General features: G+C 59.7%; 21 protein-coding genes. 16 read left to right on the top strand and 5 right to left on the bottom strand.

The features are described from left to right. Positions 1 to 106: 106 nt before the first annotated feature. Positions 107 to 1030: a crotonase/enoyl-CoA hydratase family protein gene (locus tag NKJ04_RS17810; protein WP_352442205.1), complete on the bottom strand. Its 924-nt coding sequence runs from the start codon at positions 1028 to 1030 to the stop codon at positions 107 to 109. A gap of 87 nt (positions 1031 to 1117) precedes the next feature. Between NKJ04_RS17810 and NKJ04_RS17805 the strand changes: the two genes are divergently transcribed. Beyond that, positions 1118 to 1705 carry a TetR/AcrR family transcriptional regulator gene (locus NKJ04_RS17805; protein ID WP_352442204.1) on the top strand — a complete coding sequence of 196 codons (588 nt, stop codon included), beginning with the start codon at positions 1118 to 1120 and terminating at the stop codon, positions 1703 to 1705. On the opposite strand, the gene NKJ04_RS17800 is transcribed toward NKJ04_RS17805, so the two are convergent. The 4 genes from NKJ04_RS17800 to NKJ04_RS17785 form a co-directional block, all read right to left on the bottom strand. Beyond that, positions 1702 to 2928, bottom strand: a complete 1227-nt coding sequence (locus tag NKJ04_RS17800) for an anion transporter (RefSeq protein ID WP_352676916.1) — start codon at positions 2926 to 2928, stop codon at positions 1702 to 1704. The two genes, NKJ04_RS17805 and NKJ04_RS17800, sit on opposite strands and share 4 nt — an antisense overlap. 146 nt (positions 2929 to 3074) lie before the next feature. Continuing rightward, entirely contained in the window at positions 3075 to 4037 is a 963-nt protein-coding gene (locus NKJ04_RS17795) for a glycosyltransferase family 4 protein (protein WP_352442202.1), read from the bottom strand. Positions 4038 to 4333: 296 nt separating this feature from the next. Then, entirely contained in the window at positions 4334 to 5122 is a 789-nt protein-coding gene (locus NKJ04_RS17790; RefSeq protein ID WP_023814104.1) for a GGDEF domain-containing protein, read from the bottom strand. Between the two features lie 238 nt (positions 5123 to 5360). Continuing rightward, entirely contained in the window at positions 5361 to 5582 is a 222-nt protein-coding gene (locus tag NKJ04_RS17785; protein ID WP_352676914.1) for a hypothetical protein, read from the bottom strand. A 306-nt stretch (positions 5583 to 5888) separates the two neighbouring features. Between NKJ04_RS17785 and NKJ04_RS17780 the strand changes: the two genes are divergently transcribed. From NKJ04_RS17780 to NKJ04_RS17710, 15 genes are all read left to right on the top strand, one after another. Then, complete coding sequence (locus NKJ04_RS17780; protein ID WP_352676912.1) at positions 5889 to 6161, top strand: hypothetical protein; 273 nt, start codon at positions 5889 to 5891, stop codon at positions 6159 to 6161. Next, on the top strand, positions 6158 to 6439 hold the full coding sequence (locus NKJ04_RS17775; protein ID WP_352676910.1) for a helix-turn-helix domain-containing protein: 282 nt from the start codon (positions 6158 to 6160) through the stop codon (positions 6437 to 6439). Before NKJ04_RS17780 ends, NKJ04_RS17775 begins: the two co-directional genes overlap by 4 nt. Positions 6440 to 6478: 39 nt before the next feature. Then, positions 6479 to 6760 (top strand): hypothetical protein, encoded by a 282-nt coding sequence (locus NKJ04_RS17770; RefSeq protein ID WP_023812589.1) that lies wholly within the window; start codon positions 6479 to 6481, stop codon positions 6758 to 6760. A gap of 490 nt (positions 6761 to 7250) precedes the next feature. Continuing rightward, entirely contained in the window at positions 7251 to 7529 is a 279-nt protein-coding gene (locus NKJ04_RS17765) for a hypothetical protein (RefSeq protein WP_352676908.1), read from the top strand. Continuing rightward, positions 7529 to 7753 (top strand): hypothetical protein, encoded by a 225-nt coding sequence (locus NKJ04_RS17760; RefSeq protein ID WP_352676906.1) that lies wholly within the window; start codon positions 7529 to 7531, stop codon positions 7751 to 7753. Before NKJ04_RS17765 ends, NKJ04_RS17760 begins: the two co-directional genes overlap by 1 nt. Positions 7754 to 7832: 79 nt before the next feature. After that, the gene (locus NKJ04_RS17755; protein ID WP_352676905.1) at positions 7833 to 8810 is read left to right on the top strand and encodes a hypothetical protein; all 978 of its coding nucleotides are present in this window, start codon (positions 7833 to 7835) and stop codon (positions 8808 to 8810) included. Continuing rightward, complete coding sequence (locus tag NKJ04_RS17750) at positions 8782 to 8997, top strand: hypothetical protein (RefSeq protein WP_352676903.1); 216 nt, start codon at positions 8782 to 8784, stop codon at positions 8995 to 8997. The genes NKJ04_RS17755 and NKJ04_RS17750 overlap by 29 nt, the downstream gene beginning before the upstream one ends. Then, positions 8997 to 10214: a vWA domain-containing protein gene (locus NKJ04_RS17745; protein ID WP_352676902.1), complete on the top strand. Its 1218-nt coding sequence runs from the start codon at positions 8997 to 8999 to the stop codon at positions 10212 to 10214. Before NKJ04_RS17750 ends, NKJ04_RS17745 begins: the two co-directional genes overlap by 1 nt. Before the next feature lie 107 nt (positions 10215 to 10321). Continuing rightward, positions 10322 to 10696, top strand: a complete 375-nt coding sequence (locus NKJ04_RS17740) for an endonuclease VII domain-containing protein (protein ID WP_352676900.1) — start codon at positions 10322 to 10324, stop codon at positions 10694 to 10696. Positions 10697 to 10765: 69 nt separating this feature from the next. Next, on the top strand, positions 10766 to 11197 hold the full coding sequence (locus tag NKJ04_RS17735) for a deoxycytidylate deaminase (protein WP_352676898.1): 432 nt from the start codon (positions 10766 to 10768) through the stop codon (positions 11195 to 11197). Further along, positions 11197 to 11433 (top strand): helix-turn-helix domain-containing protein, encoded by a 237-nt coding sequence (locus tag NKJ04_RS17730; protein ID WP_352676896.1) that lies wholly within the window; start codon positions 11197 to 11199, stop codon positions 11431 to 11433. Before NKJ04_RS17735 ends, NKJ04_RS17730 begins: the two co-directional genes overlap by 1 nt. Then, the gene (locus NKJ04_RS17725; protein ID WP_352676894.1) at positions 11426 to 11572 is read left to right on the top strand and encodes a hypothetical protein; all 147 of its coding nucleotides are present in this window, start codon (positions 11426 to 11428) and stop codon (positions 11570 to 11572) included. The genes NKJ04_RS17730 and NKJ04_RS17725 overlap by 8 nt, the downstream gene beginning before the upstream one ends. Continuing rightward, entirely contained in the window at positions 11572 to 11994 is a 423-nt protein-coding gene (locus NKJ04_RS17720) for a hypothetical protein (RefSeq protein WP_352676892.1), read from the top strand. The genes NKJ04_RS17725 and NKJ04_RS17720 overlap by 1 nt, the downstream gene beginning before the upstream one ends. Continuing rightward, complete coding sequence (locus NKJ04_RS17715; RefSeq protein WP_352676890.1) at positions 11972 to 12160, top strand: hypothetical protein; 189 nt, start codon at positions 11972 to 11974, stop codon at positions 12158 to 12160. Before NKJ04_RS17720 ends, NKJ04_RS17715 begins: the two co-directional genes overlap by 23 nt. After that, positions 12160 to 12348 carry a hypothetical protein gene (locus NKJ04_RS17710; protein WP_352676889.1) on the top strand — a complete coding sequence of 63 codons (189 nt, stop codon included), beginning with the start codon at positions 12160 to 12162 and terminating at the stop codon, positions 12346 to 12348. The genes NKJ04_RS17715 and NKJ04_RS17710 overlap by 1 nt, the downstream gene beginning before the upstream one ends. Position 12349: the final 1 nt, after the last annotated feature.

Below are 12349 nucleotides of genomic sequence, written 5' to 3'. Positions count from 1 at the left end.
CAATACGGCTGTGAATGGAGCCTAAGGTGGAGCCGTCGGTCGGCATGGCGCAAGCGAGTAGTTCTAGCGCCTAGGCTTAGAAAAACTAGGTCTACCCTCCCCGCCCCTATTTTGAGGGTCGCTTCCATCCAGACATCGAAGGCCATGTGCCGGCGACGACAGCGCCTTGGTCCTGTTCCGCAAGCCGGTCCTGCTCCAGCGACGCTCGCCTGGCTTCATCCGGCCGGGTGATGTGCGTCCACGAGTCGTCATAGCCCGGCTCGCGGCGTGCGATCCAGGCATCCAGCCCTTCGCGCAGATCAGCGGTCGGGGCCATGCGGGCGAACTGCTCGGCCTCGACAGCCAAGCCTTCGGCGATGCTCTGGTTGAGGCCGCGCGTCACTGCCGTGAGGATGCTGGCGATCGCCAGATCGGAGTGCCGCAGGATACGCCTGGCCAGGCCGATCGCGGCCGGCATCAACTCGGCATGCGGCACAACCTCGTTGACGAGACCCAGCTCAAGCGCCCGCGGCGGCGCAAACCAGTCGCCGGTCAACAGCAGTTCGAGCGCCCGCTTGCGCCCGGCGAGCCTGGGCAGGCGTTGGGTTCCGCCAAAGGTCGGCGGCATTGCAAGGCTGATTTCCGGCTTGGCGAACAAAGCGCGGTCGCTGGCGATGGCCAGCGGCACCGCCTCGGTGATTTCGCAACCGCCACCAAAGGCAATGCCGTTGACGGCAGCGATGACGGGTTTGCGAAACGCTTCCAGCCTCGCCGTCAGCCGTTGCCCGCGCATGACGAAGTCCCGCATCGCGACATCGACGCCGACCGCCACGCTTGCCGAGAACTCATGAATGTCGCCGCCGGCCGAAAACGCCCGCTCCCCTGCTCCGGTCAGAATGATTGCGCGGACGCTGTCATCGACTTCAATGTCGTCGAGGATCGCAAGCAGGCGATCGATCAGGGCATAGTTCAGCGCGTTGAGCTTCTCCGGCCGGTTGAGGGTGAGGATGGCAATCCCATCCCGGGTTTCGCTAAGGACAAGATCGGTCATTGGCTCTTCCTTCTTCATCATGCTGATGACCGGAAGACTATGCCTCTTTCCGCTTGTGTATATTCACTAGTCGGTATACCTAAGCTCATGCCTGACACGCAAAGTCCTACCCGCAAACGCATTGTCGATGCCGCGACCAGGCTCTTCTATGCCGAAGGAATCGGTCGCGTCAGCGTCGATGCCGTCGCAGAGGAAGCGGGTCTCACCAAGCGCACGCTCTACTACCATTTCAAGAGCAAGGACGACCTCATCGCCGCCTATCTCGATGGCCGCGACCAACCCAATCTGAAGCGGATGGCTGGCTGGTTCGATGCTGCCGAAGGCGGCGCGGATCGCAAGGTCGAGGCGATCTTCACCAATCTGGCGAGGTCCGCTCGTCACCCGAAATGGAAAGGATGCGGCTTCCTGCGCACGGCCGCCGAACTCGCCTCGATGCCCGGACATCCGGCGGTCAAGGTCGGCGCGCGGCACAAGCTGAATTTCGAAACATGGCTGGCCGGCGCCTTGTCGGACCATGGCGTCGGCGAGCCGCCCGCCTTGGCACGCGAGATCGTGCTTTTGATCGACGGCTGCTTTTCGATCATGCTGATCCACCGCAACCCCGATTACATCGAGGCCGCCGGCCGCGCCGCGGCGACGCTGGTGCGGGCGCGAATTTCAGGCAGCCCGGTCTAGAACCCGAAAGCCAGCCATGCGGTGCCGGCGGCCAGCGTTATCAGCGTCAACGGCAAGCCGACCTTGAAAAAAGCGCCGAACGACAGCGTCGTGCCGGCGGCGCGTGCCTGTTCGGCGACGATCAGATTGGCGACCGAACCCAGCAGCGTGAAATTGCCGGCCAGTGTCGAGCTCATGGCGACGACCAGCCAGGCGCGCTCGGGGTTTTCGAGGCCCGGTATGAAGGGCCGAAGCGCCAGCACGGCCGGGACATTGCTCATGATGTTGGAAAGCACCGCGGTGAAACCGGACAGGCGCCAGACGTCGCCCAGCCCGAGGTTCTTGGCCGAAGCGATCATGTCGGGCGAAAGAAGCGTCTTTTCGGCGCCGGCGACCACAACGAACAGGCCGGCGAACATGAACAGCAGCGGACCATCGATCTCGCGGTAGATGCGTTCCGGCTTGATGGCGCGGGTGAGCAAGAGGATGGCGCCGCCGATGAGTGCGGCCTTCGCGACAGGCACGCCGGCGAAGAAGGCGATTGCCAGTCCGATGCAGACCACCACCGCCTTCAGCACCTGCCCCTTGTGCATGCGGCCACGCGAGACTTCGGGCGTCAGTTGGACCGTGCGGGCAAATTCGGCCCGGTAGACGATGCGGATGATGACAACGGCCGCGACGAGGCCGAAAAGGGCGACCGGAGCCAGCGCTGCCGAAAAGGCCGGATAGGAAATGCCCGACAGCGCACCGATGACCATGTTTTGCGGATTGCCGGTGATGGTGGCGACGCTGCCGCAATTCGACGCGGTGGCGGTGGCGATCAGATAAGGGATCGGGTTGCGCTTGATCACACGGGTGACGTGGACGACGATCGGCGCCATGACGAGGCAGATGGCGTCGTTGACCAGGAAGGCGGACAACACGCCGGTCAGCAGCGTCACCATCACCAAAAGCATGAAGGGCGCGTGCGCGTGCTCGATGGCGATGGCGCCAAGGCCGCGAAAGGCGCCCGACACTTTCAGATGCGCCACCACGATCATCATGCCGAGCAGAAGCGTGATGGTGTCGAAATTGATCGCCCGGTAGGCATCCTCCATGCTGAGCGCGCCGATGGCGATCATCGCGGCCCCGCCGAGCAGCGCGATCCCTGCCCGGTCGAGCCGCAGGCCGGGGATGCGGCCGATGGCGACACCGGCGTAAGTCAAGATCAGGATCAGCAGTGCCGCCGCGCCCATCAATGTCATCGATAAGAAGTCCTGCCCTGTAGCGTGCCGCTGCCTGTCAGCCCCAATGGTCTGATTTGCGTGCCTGCTTTAGCGCGATGTCGAGATCGATGACAGACAGCCAGGCATGTTGTTGCGTCAAGCACCGCCCAAGGGATGACGTGCCGCTAACGCAGATAGAAATCCAGCCTTTGTCGCAGTGCCTGCGGCGAAAACAGCTGCTCGACGGTCTGCCGGGCCTTGAGGCCCACTGCCGCCCGCAGCGCCGGATCGGCTTTGAGATCGGCCAGGATCCGCGCCGCCTGCTGCGTCGTTTCGAACAAGAAGCCGTTTTCGCCATGCCTGATATGGTCGGAATAGCCTCCATATGAATGGCAGACCACGGGCAACCCGCAGGCCATCGCCTCGAACACGACGCGACCGAAGGTTTCCACATGCCAACCGGTGCGATAATAAAACACGTCGAGCGTCTGCAGAAACTCTTCGGCGGAAAATTGGCCGGGTGGCAACAGCTCGAGTTGCGGATGCGGCATGAGGCTGCCCTTGAGCCCTGTCCCTCCCTGAATCCGCAAGGCTGTACCTTCGGCCAGCAATGTCTCGTAAAGGGGTATGTCATCGGGATGATGTTTGCCCGGCCCATCGCGGCTCAAGCGTCCGACGATGAACGGGCGATCCGAATCCAGACGCCGTGGTGAAAAACGTTCGATCTCGATCGGAGAGGGGTGCACCGTGCCGTCGATTTGGAGCAATCGCTTCTGAAAGTCGGAAACAAGCACTATCTCGGCGGCGGGCCATCCCAAGCTCCGAGGCATGCGCGTGGTGAGGTTGAGAACCTTCGGATGAAGGGTGTTGAAGTCGTAAATCAGCCGGCGCGGCCGCGGGATCAGGTAAGGCCACACCTTGTTGCGCCAATGCGCTCCGAGAAAAACGTAAGTGCCGCCATCCGGAACTTTTCGCGTAAGCGGGGAAATACGACGTATCGGGAATTGCCGCATTAATTCACCTGAAGCCCGCGATGACGCAGCCCAAAGGCGCACCTCCGAATCGGCGCTCAACAGCCGATAGAGTTCCAAAGTCTTGAGGTCACTGCCACCGAAGGGATCCTGAAAGCCGTTGAACAAATGGATCATAATAGCTGTGCTTACCTGACCGTTTCCGGCATTGTTCGCCGGCGTCAAAAATCATGATCGCACGTCGGCCGTAACCCTTGGAAACTCAGGAGTGAGAACCGTTTCTGCCGACAACGAAACATCGCCAACGCGGGGGGAGTATACCGGTAAGCGGTTGCAGTCCATGGCCTATCGAGCCGGCATGCTATCCATAAAGATGGGAATCCCGGCATATGACTGTAAGCATTGAAGCGTAGAGAAAGCGGCCTGCGTCGATTTCGAGAGCTTCCCGATCAGCCGTCCGCAAGTTTATGCCATCAATGCACGGTGGCGACCCCGGGCGCAGGCGCCGGAGACGTTCCGGCCGGATCGAAGCTGACTTGATCGCGTCCGTTCGACTTGGCCGTGTAAAGCCTTTTGTCGGCAGCGGAGAAGATTTCCTCATAGGTGATCGGGCCGGTGAAGCTTGTGCCGCCGATGCTGACGGAAAGCGGACAAGGCCTGCCGCCGGGTGAGAATTCCATCTCCCTGATACGCCGGCGGATGCTTTCGGCAACCACCCAGGATTGCGAGGGATCCACGCCGGGCAAAAACACGCCGAATTCTTCGCCGCCGATGCGGCCGACGATATCGCCCCCACGAAGTTGCCCTTTGATCGCCTGCGCTATCAGTTTGAGCGCCTGATCGCCGCAATCATGACCCAGGCGGTCATTGATCGACTTGAAGTGGTCGGCGTCGATGATCAGTAGCGCGCCCGAACGGGTCTGTTCCTGCTTTCGGGTCTGCTCGAGATAGGCTTCGACCAGCATCGAGAAGGCGCCACGGTTCAGCACCGCCGTCAGGCTGTCGGTCGCGGCAATGACGCTGAGGTCGCGCTGCGCGATGGCCAGCTGGCGAATCTTCCACATCAGGAAAAACAAAAAGGAGCCGCCCAGCACCAAAGGCAGCATCAGGTCGGTCATCTGCGCCCGCCACACGGCCTCGGGCGAAAGATAGGGAAAATTGAAGGAATCGACGAAGAACGCCACGGCAATGAAGAATGCCGTACCGACTGCCGTGACAGCGATCACCCTGCCCCAGCTCGTCGGCGACAGATCGAGCTTCATCGCGTTCAACTCCGTTAGCCGTCGCTACTATGACGCACCAACCCCAACAAATTGATAAGACTTTCCCTCCAATTCGATATCGGGCGGCGGAACCAACCCGCCGGCCCTGTCGATGACTTGCGACAGACGCCACAAGACGGCCGCTGGAAAGCAGCCATCCTGTTTCAGAGCTTGAAGGCGTGGGCCAATTGCCGGCCGAGCAAGGGCGAAACGGCGCGCGAAGCCAGACCGCTCGTCGTCAGTTGAGCGTCGGCTCATTCAGCGCATCGACGACAAAGGATGCCGCGATCAGGTCGTCGGCATCGAGGCGTAGGGAGCCTCCGTCGCCTCCCATGGCTGAAGCCACTTTCTGAAAGGTCTTCATTTCATATTCCGTGATCCGGGCGTCCTGCATCCTGGCCTTGAGATCGGCGATGCGCCGATCCAGAGCCGAAGATATGCCTATTTCTCGCTTCGACATGGCAACACTCCTCCCCACCCTTGTTTGCCTCCCGCCTGTCCACTTTTATATGAGGGTCCGCGAATACAGCGGGCCGAACGCGCCGTGCGCGGGAAGGTTCCGAAAAGGCAGAGTAACGAAATAATACGCTGGCCCCAGCCGACTGCCCGGCCACGCTAAATCCCTCATCACCATGACAGTGCTGAACAGCTTGCGGTATTTACCGCTGTCGTGGCGTCCTGGATGGAATGAGGTAATTCCGTAACTTGCTATATCAGACATAGCTAATCCTTGACGCCAGCCGGATGCCGCCCCAGAATCAGAAGCATGGCAATAAAGGTGGGCGACGAAGTGGCGGTCATGGCGACGGTGCTGAAGCGCGTCACGGAAGACCGCGTCAGCGTGTCGATCCCTGGTTACGATTTTTCGCATTCGGTCAGGCTGGCCAAGGGCCAGCCGATGGAATTATCCGGCGACGTTACGCGGATCGATGGCGACAAGGTCACGGTGTCGTTCGGGACAATGGTCACGGTGGATCTGGACAAGGTGCACCTGGTGCAAAGCTACCTCCCGCCGAAGCGAAGGGATCTGAGGATGTGAACAAGGGAAGCTCCACCGTCTCAGGGATCCAGCCCCTTACGTCCCAGCAGTGCAGAGCCGCACGAGCGATGCTGAAATGGTCGCAGGTGCGACTCGCCGCGAAGTGCGGCCTTAGCGAAGGAACGATTGGCAGTTTCGAGAGCGGACGAAGGATTCCGAGTTCGGCCAAGCTGGCTGCCATCCGTCGAGGGTTGGAGGCAGCGGGCGTGGTTTTCATCGATCAGAAGGTTGCAAGGACCAAGAGCGGTCCGCCTCGTCAAACTATCGGCGGAACATAATTTAGATATCGCTGTTAGATCCCAAACGGGAGGCGCGCGATGTTCAAAGGTGAAATCGGCATTGTTTCGGACTGGTCGAAATTGGTGGCGGACGATCCTCTGATCGCCGCCGATATTGCCCAGCGTCTTTCTCTACTCGCTTGCAATGACAACACTCCCGCTGCCGCCGACGGCCCGTCGCCCGGCACCGAAACATTTCGAAATCCCCACTTTGCCGGCCTCGCGACACCCGCCGAATATCCTCGCCCGATCGTGCTTCTAGCCACGATCTATGCGTCGACGGTCCTGGGGGTAACGCTGCTTCTGGCGGCGGCGGTTTGAGCGCACGAGGCCTGGTGACGCTCTCTGAAAGCCCATGTCTCTGGTATAACCGCGACCTATGTGTCCGGAATGGACCCGAAAGGCTTTGGCGATCCCGACAGGATTCGAACCTGTGACCATCGGCTTAGAAGGCCATAGGCAAACCCCGGAATTCCGCGGGTTTGGGCGATATCTGCCTGTAAAAGAGACCTACCGGTCTACAGTGTAATCCCGCCCTTTTGTAAAACAAAACCAGCCCCAAAATCATGTCTGACCAATCGTCACAGCCGCGCACAGCGTCGGCCGTCACCCGAGCTTTTTTCTCCGCTCTGGAAGACGCCGGAGTCCCCCAAGCGACAGTCGCCAAGAAGAGCGGCTGCCATGTCAACACCTTCTACGGTTGGAAGACCGGGAAGGCATCCGCGAGCGTTCCGAATATGGAGGCTGCGCTCGCTGTTCTGGGTCTCGAACTCTGCATCCGACCCATCACTACGAACCAGGGAAAGCTACCATGACCATGTTTTCGCGCATCGAGGGCGGCCACGTCCTCCTGACCAACCGCGGTGTCTACCAGGAAGCCGATCTCTATCGCCGAGGCGAAGAGCTGTTCGCAAGCCTGAAGACCGGCTTTGGCCGTCTGCTGGCCGACGATCTCACCACCGTCCCCGGAATCCGTTGGAAGGCGATCGAGGGGTTTCCCTTCGTCAAGACGCCGTTCGGTCCGAGGGAGATCATCCCCGAGCCGGCCGAGCAGTCCCAGAGCCGTCGCCGCAAGTTGAGGGCGATCTGATGAGCAAGGAACTCGCTGACGTTCAACTGCTGCTGCGCTTCATGCCGAAGCCTGGCGCCAAGTCCCTCGCCTTCGCCAGGGACGGCGACGATCTCAAGAACGAACCGATCTTCCTGCCCAAGCGGGAGATCGAAATCTACGACACCGGCCGCAAGGAAGCTGGCCTACCGATCATCACCGTGACCATGCCGCAATGGCTGGCCGAAGACAGGGAACTAGTCTGAAATGTCTGGCTTGAGCGCCTATACCTGCACACCGCGGAATATCCGCAGATTCATCATTCGCTGCATGAAGGCCCGTCGGGTGCCCTTCATCAAGTCCTCGCCGGCCATGGGCAAGAGTGCGATCGTCGCCTCGGTCGCCGATGAATATGGCCTGGCTCTGATCGACCATCGCCTGTCGACTTCGGCGCCGGAAGATCTGTCCGGCCTGCCCCATTTCGAGAACGGCATCGCCAAATTCGCGCCGTTCGACACCTTCCCGACCGAAGACACCCCGCTGCCGGAAGGCAAGCAGGGTTGGCTGCTCTTCCTGGACGAATTCAACTCGGCCTCCAAGGCAGTCCAGGCAGCGGCCTACAAACTGGTTCTCGACCGTATGGTCGGCCTCAAGAAGCTGCATCCTCGCGTTGTCATCGTCTGCGCCGGCAACCTGTCGACCGACAGGGCGATCGTCAATCCGATCGGCACGGCCATGCAGAGCCGCCTGGTCCATCTCAAGATGGTCCTCGACCATGACGAGTTCATGGAAGACGTGGCCTTCAAATATGGCTGGGACGGCCGGATCATCGCCTTCCTCAACTACAAAAAGTCGGCCCTGCACGACTTCCGCCCCGATCACAATGACGAGACCTTCTGCTCGCCCCGCACCTGGGAGTTCATGAACGATCTCATCCGGGGCGAGGAAGTGCGGGAGGAAGACGCTGCTCTCTATGCCGGCACCATCACATCCGGCACGGCCGTCGAGTTCATCACCTTCACCAAGGTCTTCAACGACCTGCCCAAGATCGGCGTCATCCTCTCGGATCCGCTTGGTGCCCAGCTGCCGGCCGACTCGGCAACCCGGTATGCCACGGTCACTCACCTGATCGAGCATGCCAACGACGACGACTTCAACCCGATCGCCGAATACATGAACCGGCTGCCCTCGGAATATCGGGTGCTCTTCTACCGCGGCCTGATCATCCAGAAGCCAGAACTGAAAAAGCACCAGGCTTTCCGCAAGGCCATGGTCGAACTCTCGAGGTATCTCCATGACGACGTCGCAGCAATCGCAGCCTGAAACCGGCGGCAAGATCCGCATGACCATCCACGTTGAGGCTCTTCCTGGAGCGGGCAAGTCTCGGTCTGTGGAGCAGGCCGTAAAGGGTCTCCTCACCGAGTTCGAGGTGAAAACCATCTCAATGACGGAAGCCGGGCGTTACAACGAAACGCACGTCTTCGAGCTCCTCTTAAAGGATCTCCGGTGATGGAAGACCGGCCTGAGCTCGACTATCAGATGCTCGATCGAGAATTCGATCGAACCAAAACGAAGGTGTTCCTGGGGAAGAGCGCAGCTTTCCTGGGCTCCATCATGTGCTCGATGAACTTTTCCTGGGTCAACGACATCGAGACGGCATGCACGGACGGCATCAACCTTTGGTGGAATCCCCATTTCTTCCTGGCTCTGCCACCGGAGACCCGGATCACCATCCTGGTTCATGAGCTGAAACACCCGGCTCACCTCGACATGCTTCGTCGCGGCATGAGGGAGCCAAAGCTCTGGAACTATGCGGCCGACATCCGGATCAACAACGAGCTGATCCGGGAAGGCTACAGCTTCAAGGGCTTCAAGCCCTGGTTCAACTTCGACTACGAAAACTGGGTCACCGAGGACATCTACGATGACCTCTACCAGAAGCGCGAAGCCCTGATACAGGCAATGGGACCAGCCGTTCCGGGAATAGTTCTTCCGAGCGGCATTCCGGCCCCGTGGCTGGTCAATCCGCTGACCAACCGGGCCGATGAATCCGACCTGGTGGAACCAGACGAGACTGACATCAATGGTGCCTTGGCCCATTCGATCGTCAACAAAGTCGTGGCGGCCAGCCACCAGGCGACGTTGGCCGGCGAACTGATGCCGGGTGACGTCGAGCTCACGTTGAAGCGGTTCCTGCAGCCCAAGCTGCCGTGGGAAACGATCCTGTTCCACTTCTTCAACGAGCTGGCCAAGCAGGACTATTCCTGGGCACGTCCGAACAGGCGCTATCAGGAGGTCTATCTGCCCTCGCTCCAGGAGGAGAATGGTGGTCTCGACCACATCGCCTATTTCCTGGACGTCTCCGGCTCGATCTCCGATGGCGACATCATCCGTTTCCACTCGGAGTTCAAATACGTCAAGGAGCACTTCGAGCCTGAGAAAATGACGATGCTGCAATTCGACACGATCATCCAGAAGGAAGAGGTCTTCCTGAAAGAGGATCCATTCGAAGAGACGCATGTCATCGGCCGAGGCGGCACATCGCTCTCTCCCGTTCGGCAGTGGATCATCGACAACAAGCCGACAGCCGTCGTCGTGTTCTCGGATCTCTGCTGCGACGTGATGGAGCCGCTGCCGATCAATGCCAAGGTCCCTGTTATCTGGGTGGCCTTGAACAACAAGTCGGCCAAGGTGAACGAAGGACAGCTCGTCCACCTACGAGAATGAGGATCGTCGCCCGAATCCCTTGATGGTCAAGACGACGGTCCAATAGTCCGGTGGCACCTTGCCCGTGAGGGTGGCGTACCCAATCGCCTTAATCGCTAGACGACTGAGTGGTTAAAATCGTTATGAATAAGAGTGCAAGATACCTCGCCAAAAATCCCCACAAGGTTGCTGAATATCGGGAGAACAAGCGGCTTAAATACCGCGAAGATCCCGAAAGACAGCGCCGAGAGGTCATCAAACAACGCTACGGCATCACCCTAGAAAAGTTTGATGAAATGGTGGCTTCTCAAAATGGTCTTTGTGCCATTTGCGAGACGGATACTCCGGGTGGCCGGTGGGATAGATGGTCAGTTGATCACTGTCACACCACAGGGAAGATCCGAGGCATTCTTTGTCACTCCTGCAACACTGGTATCGGAGCCCTCAACGACGACATTGATCGTCTACGAAAGGCGATCGGTTACCTGGAGCACTATTCATAGCGGTGTCGGCAAACCCGGCGACAGGGTGGAAGGCCCTGACCTTTTCATCGAAAACAAGGAGACCTCCAGATGGACTGGAAGGACTATTTCTATGGCTTTGCCAAACATGCCGCCACCAAGTCGAAAGATTCGACCCAGGTTGGCGCTGTTCTAATCGGACCTGATGGCGAAGTCCGTCTCACCGGCTTCAATGGCCCTCCCCGCGGCGTCTGGGACAGCACCGAGCGCCGACAGCGGCCGGCGAAGTATCTCTTCGCCTCACACGCCGAAGCCAACCTGATCGCCTTCGCGGCGCGGGAAGGCATCCGAACCAAGGGATGCACGGTCTATGTCACGCATATGCCCTGCAGTGCGTGCTCCCGAACTCTCATCCAGGCCGGCATCACCAGTGTCTTTTACGGCCCAGGCAAGACCAGCATGCCAGCGGACGAATTCTGGGCCGCCAAGGTCATGCTGGAAGAGGCCAGCGTACTGCTTGTCGAGCACACAGAGGCGAGTTGATGCGTAAGCCTCAGATCCGAACAGCATCCCCGGTTCTGAAGCAGGTGTTCATGGAGATGCACCTGCAAGGCGTCACCCAGAACGCCATCGCGGAATGCCTGAACAGCACCCAATCACGAGTGAGCGAATGGAGCCAGGGCAAGGTCGAGCCAGGAGTGATGACCGTCGAGGCCATCTGCCGAAGGCTTGGCTACCGACTGGCTCTCGAACCAATTGAGGAGAGAAAACGTGCCTAGTCACCGCCCCAACTATAAGCCGGGCTTCGCCGAGGACCCGATCCCGGTTCCTTTTGCCTGGTTCGACAAGGTCGCTCCATGGGCCATCCTTGCCCTGGCGATCATCGCCTGGGGCATCGTCATCTGGAGGCTCATCTAATGTGGATCAACCTGGATCCCCAAGAGCTTGAGCTGATCAAGGTCACGCTCAAGCAAGGCGGCAACCATCCCGCTTTCACCAACCTGATCGACAAACTGGTCGAATGGGAAAAGGATTCCCGCTCTCCGCTGCACAAGCATTTCAACGAGATTGCCTTCGAGAATTACGAAGACGAAGGAAACCTGGAAATCGACCGTCAGGGAGACGAGACCGCCATGGTCTCCATCTCCGAGGACGACGGCGCCTACGTCCTGGCCTGGCAATGGGTCAGCAATGACGAGGCCGACATCTGCACCGAATGTGGTGATCACCCCGGCTCCGAGACCTACGGCACCGTAGGCGACGGTTATGACGGTCTCTGCCCAAGCTGCGCCGACAAGGCTGAAGAGGAAGACGACGATGGCGAAGAAGAAAATACATGAGTTCGTCATTCGGGTCCGGTTCGACAAGCCCTGTACCGCAGCCCATGCGATTGCCCAGGTCAAGGACAACATCCACGGCAATTTCTATCCATACCAGCACGAGGATCATTTTCCCGGTGAAGGCTGGATCAAGTCGTTCCGGCATCTGCCCATGAGGGCACGGTGATGAGCGGCAACCTCTATCAGCTGCGCACCGCCGCCCTGCCTGGCCAGCACGTCATCATCGACGGCCCCTATGACCGCTATGGCCGCGTCATCAAGCTGCAGGATTCGGGCTTCCACCTGATCCGCGGCATCGGCTTCGACAAACCCGCCTGCATGTCGCTGGCGACCTGCGAAACAGAAAGAAACTGAC

It is taken from the genome of Mesorhizobium sp. M0618 (assembly GCF_040320765.1).
In the GTDB taxonomy this organism is placed as follows: Bacteria; Pseudomonadota; Alphaproteobacteria; order Rhizobiales; family Rhizobiaceae; genus Mesorhizobium.
Note: the sequence above shows the minus strand (reverse complement) of the source record. Positions and strands in the feature narration are given on the sequence as shown.

Coding starts and splice junctions, on each gene's coding strand:
- NKJ04_RS17765 (WP_352676908.1), top strand. CDS start 7,251: ATGACCATGTTTTCGCGCATCGAGGGCGGCCACGTCCTCCTGACCAAC.
- NKJ04_RS17800 (WP_352676916.1), bottom strand. CDS start 2,928: ATGACATTGATGGGCGCGGCGGCACTGCTGATCCTGATCTTGACTTAC.
- NKJ04_RS17730 (WP_352676896.1), top strand. CDS start 11,197: ATGCGTAAGCCTCAGATCCGAACAGCATCCCCGGTTCTGAAGCAGGTG.
- NKJ04_RS17745 (WP_352676902.1), top strand. CDS start 8,997: ATGGAAGACCGGCCTGAGCTCGACTATCAGATGCTCGATCGAGAATTC.
- NKJ04_RS17750 (WP_352676903.1), top strand. CDS start 8,782: ATGACGACGTCGCAGCAATCGCAGCCTGAAACCGGCGGCAAGATCCGC.
- NKJ04_RS17715 (WP_352676890.1), top strand. CDS start 11,972: ATGGCGAAGAAGAAAATACATGAGTTCGTCATTCGGGTCCGGTTCGAC.
- NKJ04_RS17760 (WP_352676906.1), top strand. CDS start 7,529: ATGAGCAAGGAACTCGCTGACGTTCAACTGCTGCTGCGCTTCATGCCG.
- NKJ04_RS17795 (WP_352442202.1), bottom strand. CDS start 4,037: ATGATCCATTTGTTCAACGGCTTTCAGGATCCCTTCGGTGGCAGTGAC.
- NKJ04_RS17720 (WP_352676892.1), top strand. CDS start 11,572: ATGTGGATCAACCTGGATCCCCAAGAGCTTGAGCTGATCAAGGTCACG.
- NKJ04_RS17710 (WP_352676889.1), top strand. CDS start 12,160: ATGAGCGGCAACCTCTATCAGCTGCGCACCGCCGCCCTGCCTGGCCAG.
- NKJ04_RS17785 (WP_352676914.1), bottom strand. CDS start 5,582: ATGTCGAAGCGAGAAATAGGCATATCTTCGGCTCTGGATCGGCGCATC.
- NKJ04_RS17770 (WP_023812589.1), top strand. CDS start 6,479: ATGTTCAAAGGTGAAATCGGCATTGTTTCGGACTGGTCGAAATTGGTG.
- NKJ04_RS17790 (WP_023814104.1), bottom strand. CDS start 5,122: ATGAAGCTCGATCTGTCGCCGACGAGCTGGGGCAGGGTGATCGCTGTC.
- NKJ04_RS17780 (WP_352676912.1), top strand. CDS start 5,889: ATGGCAATAAAGGTGGGCGACGAAGTGGCGGTCATGGCGACGGTGCTG.
- NKJ04_RS17810 (WP_352442205.1), bottom strand. CDS start 1,030: ATGACCGATCTTGTCCTTAGCGAAACCCGGGATGGGATTGCCATCCTC.
- NKJ04_RS17735 (WP_352676898.1), top strand. CDS start 10,766: ATGGACTGGAAGGACTATTTCTATGGCTTTGCCAAACATGCCGCCACC.
- NKJ04_RS17805 (WP_352442204.1), top strand. CDS start 1,118: ATGCCTGACACGCAAAGTCCTACCCGCAAACGCATTGTCGATGCCGCG.